This is a genomic window from Cellulomonas sp. IC4_254 (genome assembly GCF_011603975.1).
Lineage (GTDB): Bacteria > Actinomycetota > Actinomycetes > Actinomycetales > Cellulomonadaceae > Cellulomonas.
The window spans coordinates 1-8,733 of record NZ_JAANNB010000167.1 but is presented as its reverse complement, the minus strand read 5'-3'; the positions used below and the strand labels follow the sequence as shown (position 1 = coordinate 8,733).

General features: G+C 76.0%; 3 protein-coding genes and 1 pseudogene. All 4 read left to right on the top strand.

Features of this window, described 5'->3' with window-relative positions; genetic code table 11:
* Positions 1 to 615: pseudogene (locus tag G6556_RS14700) on the top strand (serine/threonine protein kinase); the annotation flags it as partial.
* Positions 612 to 6,449, top strand: coding sequence for an Ig-like domain-containing protein (locus tag G6556_RS14695; RefSeq protein WP_166942918.1), 5,838 nt, complete (start codon positions 612 to 614; stop codon positions 6,447 to 6,449). The pseudogene G6556_RS14700 and the gene G6556_RS14695, both read left to right, overlap by 4 nt.
* Positions 6,450 to 6,528: 79 nt before the next feature.
* On the top strand, positions 6,529 to 7,482 hold the full coding sequence (locus tag G6556_RS14690; RefSeq protein WP_166942915.1) for a MoxR family ATPase: 954 nt from the start codon (positions 6,529 to 6,531) through the stop codon (positions 7,480 to 7,482).
* 37 nt (positions 7,483 to 7,519) lie between these two features.
* Entirely contained in the window at positions 7,520 to 8,689 is a 1,170-nt protein-coding gene (locus G6556_RS14685) for a DUF58 domain-containing protein (protein WP_166942912.1), read from the top strand.
* Positions 8,690 to 8,733: the final 44 nt, after the last annotated feature.

Here is an 8,733-nt window from a genome sequence, read left to right as displayed (position 1 = left end):
CGCCCCGCCGCGCCTGTCGGCCCGCCCCTCGACCTCGGCTCCGGCCCGGAGGCCACCCGGCTCCGCCCGGTCGTCGCCGTGCACCCGGGCGCCGCCCCCGGGGCCGCACCGGTCCCCGCCGCCGGGCCGTCCTCCGACGCCGGACCCCAGCTGGTCGCCGCGCCGGTCCACGAGGTGCACCCCGGGTCGGCCCGCCGGTCCCGCACCGGCCGCGTGCTCGCGGCGGTCGGCTCCGTGCTCGCCATCGCGGCGGCGGTCGTCGCCGTCGTGCTGCTCGCGAACCGCCCCGAGACCGACCCCGGACCGGCGGCCGGCACCGAGTTCCCCGGCCCCGCCAGCACCCTCGGGCAGACCGTGCCCGCGCCGACCAACCTGTTCGGCGCGCGCCAGCCCGACGGCACCGTCGTGTTCACCTGGACCAACCCGGACGAGCAGGACGGCGACACCTACCTCTGGGGCCTGCGCACCGCCACGGGCGAGCCCCAGCTCGAGATCGTCGAGGAGCCCACCGTGACCGTGACGCCGCCCGCCGCGGGCGAGGTCTGCATCGAGGTCTCCGTCGTGCGCGCGGACCGCCGCGCCTCGACCGTGCCGGCCCAGGGGTGCGCCGCGTGAGGCTCGGCTGGAACCGCAGGAAGGTCGCGTCCACCGCGGCCGTCGTCACCGTGCCCGCGGTGCTCGCGACGCTCGCGCTGGTGAACCCCGGGTTCCCGCTGGCGCAGGTCGACCTGAACGACGGCGCCGTGTGGCTGACGTCCACCAGCACGCTGCAGGTCGGCCGGTACAACGCCCAGGTCGAGGAGCTGAACGCCGGGCTGGTCGCCAGCAGCACCGAGTTCGACGTGCTGCAGGACGCGGGCGACGTGCTCATCGTCGAGGCCGGCACCCTGACCGTCGTCGACCCCGCCGGCGTCACGGCCGCCGCGCAGGTCGCGGTGCCCGCGGGCGCCCAGGTGTCGATGGCCGGCGGCACCGTCGCGGTGATGGACACCGACGGGCAGGCGTGGGTCCGGACCTTCGACGACCTGCCGATGCTGCAGGTGACCGCGGACGAGCCGGACGCCGACGTGGGCGCCGGCGGCGTGATCACCGCGTCCGTGACCGGCGACGCCTTCGCCGTGGCGGCGACCACCGGCGAGGTCACCCGGCTCACGCCCACGGCGGGCGGCGCGGCCGCCGCCGAGGAGGGCCCCGCGCTGGACGGCCCGGTCGAGAGCCTGACCGCCGTGGGCGACGTGCCGGTCGGCCTGGACGGCGACACCGTCCGCACGCCCGGCGGGTCGAGCGCGCTCGGGATCGCCCAGCCCGTCCTGCAGCAGCCCGGCCCGGCCGCGAGCACGGCGCTGGTCGCCGGCAGCACCGGTCTGGTCGAGGTCGCGGTGTCCTCCGGGGACGTCGCCGCCGAGCACGAGGCGGGCGGCGCCGGCACCCCCGCGGCGCCGGTCCGGGTCGGCTCCTGCGCGCACGCGGCGTGGCCCACCGCGACCCAGAACTACCTCGAGCTGTGCGCCGACGGCACGCCGCGGGTCCTGGACCTGGACGGCGTCACCGCGACCGACCACCTCGTGTTCCGGGTGAACCGGCAGGTCGTCGCGCTGAACGAGACCGTCGACGGGCGGCTGTGGCTGCCGCTGGAGGACACCGAGCTCCGCGAGCCCGACTGGTCCGACGTCGTGCCGGAGGAGAAGCCGGAGGACGAGACCGACCGGGCCGAGGGCGACCGCACCACCCAGCAGCTCGTGCCCGACTGCTCGCCGACCAGCGCCGCCCCGAACGCGGTGGACGACCAGTTCGGCGTGCGCGCCGGCCGCACCACGGTCCTGCCGGTGATCGACAACGACACCTCGTCGGACTGCGGCATCCTCGTGCTCAGCGAGGTCGACCCGCTGCCCGCCGAGTTCGGCACGCTCCAGCAGGTGTACGGCGGCCGCGCGCTGCAGGTCACCGTCCCGGCCGGGGCCACCGGCTCGGTGACGTTCGCCTACTCGATCAGCGACGGCCGCGGCACCACCGCGCCGTCGACCGCGCAGGTCACGCTCACCGTGCGCGACGCCGCGCTGGACGAGCCGCCGGTGCAGGACCGCACCGGCGAGATCCGCGTCGAGCAGGGTGCGACCGCCACCTACCCCGTGCTCGCGGACTTCTCGGACCCCGACGGCGACCCGCTGACCCTCGTCGGCGCGACCGCCGAGAAGGGCACCGCGCGGTTCCGCCAGGACGGCACGCTGACCTACGTCGCCGACGGCGGCGAGCTCGGGCGCGACGTCGTGCACGTCGTCGTCTCGGACGGCACCTCCACCACCGAGGGCACCGTGGACGTCGACGTCCGCGCGATCGGCTCGCTGGACCTGCAGATCGACCCGGTGCACGCCGTCACCTACGTCGACCAGGACGTCGAGCTGCGCCCGCTGGACGCCGTCCGGACCTTCGGTGCGGAGCAGCCGCGGCTGGCCGGTGTCGAGGACGTGCAGGGCACCACGATCACGTCCGACCTGGACGCCGGGAGCTTCAGCTTCCGCGCCGCGCAGGCCGGCACGTTCTACGTGACCTTCACCGTGTCCGCCCCGCCGCAGCAGGCGACCGGCGTCGCGCGGATCGACGTGCGGGAGCGGCCCGAGCAGGCCGAGCCGCCGGTCGCGGTCGCGGACGACGCCTGGCTGCCCGCGGGCGGCGAGACCACCGTCGACCCGCTCGCCAACGACACCGACCCGGCCGGCGGCGTGCTGGTCCTGCAGAGCGTGTCCGCGCCCGACGGCCTGCGGGTCGCCGTGCGGCAGCGGACCCTCGTCACCGTCTCCGCGGTGGGCGCCCTCACCGAGCCCGTCACGTTGCAGTACGTCGTGTCGAACGGCACCGGCAGCGCGACCGGCCAGATCCTCGTGCGCCCGGTGCCGGCCTCCGCGACCGCCCAGCCGCCGGTCGTGCCGAACCTGACCGCCGACGTGCGGACCGGGGGAGTCGTGACGATCCCCGCGCTCGACAAGGCGTTCGACCCCGACGGCGACGCGATCACCCTGAAGCCCGACCTCGCCGAGCCGCTCGGCGACGGCGAGGGCCTGCTGTTCGTCTCGGGCGACAACCTCCGGTACCAGGCGCCCTCGTCCCCGATGACGGTGCACGCCACGTTCGTCGTCCAGGACGCCACCGGGAACGAGACCGCCGCGACCGTCACGGTCCGGGTGCACGAGTCCGACGCCGCGACCAAGGCGCCGCCGAAGCCGCGCGCGCTCACCGCGCGGGTGTTCGCGGGGGAGACCGTCCGCATCCCGGTGCCGCTGGTCGGCATCGACGTCGACGGCGACGGCATCACGCTGCTCGGCGTCGCGTCCGCCGGCACCAAGGGCCGGGTCACGACCGTCGGCGCCGACTACCTCGAGTACGAGGCGCTGCCCGACGAGGCCGGCACCGACACGTTCACGTACGCCGTCGAGGACTGGACCGGCCAGCGTGCCGTCGCCACCGTGCGGGTCGGCATCGCGGCGCGCCCCGGCGACAGCAACCGTGTGGTCGCCCGCGACGACACCATCACCGTCCGGCCCGGGCAGACCGTCGAGGTCAGGGTCCTGGAGAACGACATCGACGTGCTCGGCGGGGAGCTGTCCGTCCGCGAGGACCTCGAGGTCGACCCCGGCGTCACGGCCTCGCTGTCCGGCAGCCGGGTCGTCGTCCGCGGTGACACCGCAGGCGTGTTCAACATCGGCTACACCGCCGTCAACGAGCGCGGGGCGGCCAGCGGCGCCGTGCTGTCGGTGACCGTCGACCCGGACGCCCCGGTGCTCGCGCCGATCCCGCGCGACGTGGTCGTGCCACCGGTCGACACGGTCGGGCGCACCAGCGTCGACGTGGACGTGCTCGCCGTCGCGCAGAACCCCAGCGGCCCCCTCGGGGACCTCCGGGTCTCCGTGCCCGGCAGCGCGTCGTCCGTGGCGACGGTGCGTGCCGACGGCACCATCACCGTCACCCTCGCCGAGACCGCGCAGACCATCCCGTACCAGCTGACCAACACCACCGTCGAGGGCGTCAGCGCGTACGCGTTCATCTCGGTGCCCGCGCTCGGGTTCTTCCCGCCGACCGCCCGCCCGCGCGCGCCCGAGCTCCGGGTGGCCGGCGGCGAGACGCTGACCATCCCGCTCGGCGAGCAGGTGCAGGTCGCCCCCGGGCGCACCGCGCAGGTGGCCGACGCCACGGCCGTGACGGCCACCCGGTCCGACGGCTCGTCGCTGGTCGCCGACACCACCACGGTGCAGTTCCGGCCGGCCGAGGGCTACGTCGGCCCGGCGTCCATCACCGTCCCCGTCACCGACCGCACCGGCGCGGGGGACACCTCCGCCCGGACCTCGGTGATCACGCTGCCGATCACCGTCTACACGCTCGACGACTACCCGCCGACGTTCGTCCCCTCCACCCTGGAGGTCGGGCCGGGCGAGGCGCCGACCACCGTCGACCTCCAGGCCTTCACGCAGGGCGTCGAGGGCGCGTCCGGCTCGGACACGTTCACCTACCGGCTGACCGGCGACGCGCCGGCCGGGTTCACCGTCTCGCTGCAGGGCAGCCGGCTGTCGGTCGCGTCCGACGTGGGCACGCCCAAGGGCACCCGCGGCACGCTGCCCATCGAGCTCGGCTACGGCCGCGCCGGCACGATGGCGGTGCAGGTCGAGGTGCGGACCGTCGCGAGCACCCGCCGCGTCGCCGTGCTCCAGGACAAGGTCGTCAACGACGCCGTCCAGGGGCAGGAGCGGGTCGTCGACGTGCTCGCCGGCGCGTCCAACCCGTTCCCGGACCAGCCGCTGCGCGTCGTCAGCGCCACCGTCGAGACTCCGGGGACCGGCACCGCGTCGGTGTCCGGCTCCGACGTCGTCGTCCAGCCCGCCGCCGACCTGGTCGGCCAGATGGTCGTGCGCGTCCGGGTCCGGGACGCCACCGACGACAGCGCCCGCGAGGTCGCGTCCAGCATCACGCTGCGGGTGCGCGGCAAGCCCGCGACCCCCGACGCGCCGCGCGTCGGCGAGGTCCGCGACGGCACCGTCGTGCTGTCCTGGACCGCGCCGGACGGCCGCGGCGAGCCGATCAGGCGCTACCGGGTGACCGCCAGCGGCGGCGGCCCGACGACGGAGTGCGCCAGCACCACCTGCACGATCACCGGGCTGACCAACAACGTCGAGTACACGTTCACCGTCGCGGCGGAGAACGCCGTCGGCTGGTCCGACCCGAGCCCCGCGTCCGCCGTGGCGCGCCCGGACACCGTGCCGGACACCCCCGCGGCGCCGTCGCTGGGGTGGGGCGACCAGGAGGTCACGGCGACGTGGACCGCGCCGCACTCCAACGGGTCGCCGGTGAGCTCGTACACGCTGATGATCTCGCCCGCGCCGCCGGGCGGGGCGGGCTCCGTGACCACCAGCGGGACGTCGTACACGTTCCGCGGGCTGACCAACGGGACCGCGTACACGGTCCAGGTGCGCGCCCACAACCGCGCACCCGAGCCGAGCGCGTGGAGCGCGGCGTCCGCGCCCGCGACCCCCGCGGCCGCGCCCGACGCCCCGAGCGTGTCCGCAGGACGCGTCGGCAGCCCGCTGGGCGGCCAGATCAACGTCACCTGGAGCCCGGGCGCGACGAACGGCGACCCGATCGGGGGCTACCAGCTCCGGATCACCGGCGGCGGGCTCGACCGCACGCTCACCTACGGCGCCGACGTGACCTCGTACCCGATGACCGACGCTGCGAACGGCGTGGAGTACCGGTTCGAGGTCACCGCGCGCAACAAGGTCGGCTACGGCCGGGCCGGGTCGGCGACGGCCAAGGCCTACGGGCGGCCCTCCGCCGGCTCGGCGCAGGTCTCCGCGTCCGGCGCCGACGCGCGGTGGGGCGAGGGCTGGGCGCGGATCGAGTGGGGCGAGGCCAACGGCAACGGCCAGCAGGTGGAGCGGTACGACGTGCTGCGGGACGGCTCCGTCATCGCGCAGGTCGGCCGCTGGGAGCGCGCGTACCAGGTGAACGGCCTGACGGGCGGGACCAGGCTGACGCTCCAGGTGCGCGCCGTGCACGACGGCGGCGAGAGCGACCCGGTCGGCGACGCGGTCACCGTGGCCACGCGGCCGAGCCTCCCGGGGCAGCCGGTCCTGTCGCGGACGCCCCAGAGCCCCGACCAGAAGCCGACCTCCGTCCGGGTGTCCTGGCAGGCGAGCTCCCCGGGCGAGGCGGCCCAGGTCTCCTACCGGTACCGCGTCGTCGACTTCCCCGGGCAGCCGTCCGGCTGGCAGACCACGACGGGGACCGCGCTCGACCTCCCGGTGCCGGAGAACGCGCAGAACGGCTTCCGGTTCCGGGTGGAGGTGCAGGCGTACACGAACGACCGGTACCCGACCGACACCGTGGGCGACCAGTTCACCGTCGGGTGGACGGAGCAGCCGCCGACGCCGCCGGAGTCCGGTGGCGGCGGCTCCTCCGGATGACGCCCCGCCTGCCGATCGGGTGAACGGGCCCGCACGACACGACAGCACCACCGACAGCACCGACAGGAGACACCCCCCGATGACCCCCGAGCAGTCCGCCTGGTTCGCCGAGACGTTCGCCGGCCTCGTGGGCAACGTGTCCCGCGCGGTCCTCGGTGCCGACCGCCCGGTGCGGCTCGTGCTCACCGCGATGATCGCCGAGGGCCACGTGCTCCTGGAGGACGCCCCGGGCACCGGCAAGACCTCGCTGGCCAAGGCCATCGCGGCGTCGGTGCAGGGCACCCACCAGCGCATCCAGTTCACCCCGGACCTGCTGCCCAGCGACGTCACCGGCGTGACGATCTGGGACCAGGGCGCGCGCACGTTCCAGTTCCACCCGGGCCCGGTGTTCACCTCCGTGCTGCTGGCGGACGAGATCAACCGCGCCTCGCCGAAGACGCAGTCCGCGCTCCTCGAGGTGATGGAGGAGGGGCACGTCACGGTCGACCGGGACACCCACCCGGTGGGCCGGCCGTTCGTCGTGATCGCGACGCAGAACCCCGTCGAGCAGGCGGGCACGTACCGGCTGCCGGAGGCGCAGCTCGACCGGTTCCTGGTCCGCACCTCGCTGGGCTACCCGGACCGCACCGCGACGGTCGAGATCCTGTCCGGCGCCCGGGACCGCACCCGTGAGCTGGACGCGGTGGTCACGACGGCGGGCGTCGTCGAGATGGCCGAGCTCGCGCAGACGGTGCACGTCGACGGCTCGGTGCTGGACTACGTCGCGCGTCTGATCGAGGGCACGCGCGAGGACCCACAGACCTCGCTCGGCGCGAGCGTCCGCGGCGGCCTGGCGCTGGTGCGCGCCGCGCGGGTGCAGGCGGCGGCCGCGGGCCGCGCGTACGTGATCCCCGACGACGTGAAGGACCTCGCGGTGCCGGTGCTGGCGCACCGCCTGGTGCTCGACCCCGAGGCCGACTTCCTCGGCGCCACGACCACCCAGGTGGTCGAGCGCGTGCTGTCCGCGACCCCGCCGCCGGTGGCGCGCGCGTGAGGTCGGCCGTCGTGGAGGTGCACCGGGGAGGCGTGGCGTGAGGCGCTCGCGCACCCGGCTGTCGGGCGTGGGCTGGGGCGCGGGGCTGCTGGGCGCGGCCACCGCGCTCGGCGGCGTGCTGCTCGGCTGGGTCGAGCTGGCGGCGCTGGGCGCCGTCGGTGTCGTCGCGCTGCTGGTCGGGGTCGCGATGACCTGGGGCCGGCTGCCGCACGCCGTGCGGCTGGACCTCGCCGACCGGCGCGTGCGCGTGGGGGAGCGGGCGTTCGGCGGCGTGGTCGTCACGGCGCCCGGTGGTCGCCGGACGCGCGCCGTGCGCCTGGAGCTGCAGGTCGGCGAGGGCCGCGCCGAGCTCGAGGTGCCGTCGCTCGCCCCGGGGACGGAGCACGAGGAGCTGTTCGCCGTGCCCACCGACCGGCGCGCGGTCGTCACGGTCGGCCCGGTGCGCGCGGTGCGCGGGGACGCGCTCGGGCTCGCGACCCGGCACGCCGTCACCACCGGGTCGGAGGAGCTGTACGTGCACCCGCGCGTCGTCATGCTCACCGGCGCGGACGCCGGCCTGCTCCGCGACCTGGAGGGCGGGTCCACCCGCGACCTGTCCGACATGGACCTCGCGTTCCACGCGCTGCGCGACTACGTGGTCGGTGACGACCGCCGGTCGATCCACTGGCGCACCACCGCCCGGCGCGGCCAGCTCACCGTGAAGCAGTACGAGGACACCCGCCGCACGCAGACCGCCGTCGCGCTCGCCACCGACCCCCGGGACTACCGGCACGGCGAGGACGACGCCGAGCTGGAGCTCGCGGTCAGCGTCGTCGCGTCGCTGGGCGTGCACGTGCTGGCCGAGGAGCACCCGCTCGCGGTGCTCGCCGGCCCGAACCGGGTCCGCACCACCGCCCGCCGGCCGCTGCTCGACGACTGCTCCGGGATCACCTGCGGCCCCGACGGCACCGGCTCGCGGCTGCTCGGCCGCCGGGTCGCCCGCGAGGCGCCGGACGTGACGCTCGCGTTCCTGGTCACGGGCTCCGTGGTGCCCGCGGCCGACCTGCGCGCCGCCGCCCGGCACGTGCCCGAGGGCACCCGGACCCTCGTCGTGAGCTGCGTCCCCGGCGCCGAGGTCGAGGTCCGCACGCAGCGCTCGCTGAGCCTCGTGCGGCTCGGCGCGCTCGACGACCTGCCCCGCGCCCTGCGTCTGGCGGCCGCGGCATGACGACGACGACCGGCACCCCCACGACGACCGGCCCCGCCGTGCCC

Excerpts from the sequence above, each read along its gene's own strand:
- G6556_RS14690 (WP_166942915.1), top strand. The coding sequence starts at position 6,529 with ATGACCCCCGAGCAGTCCGCCTGGTTCGCCGAGACGTTCGCCGGCCTC.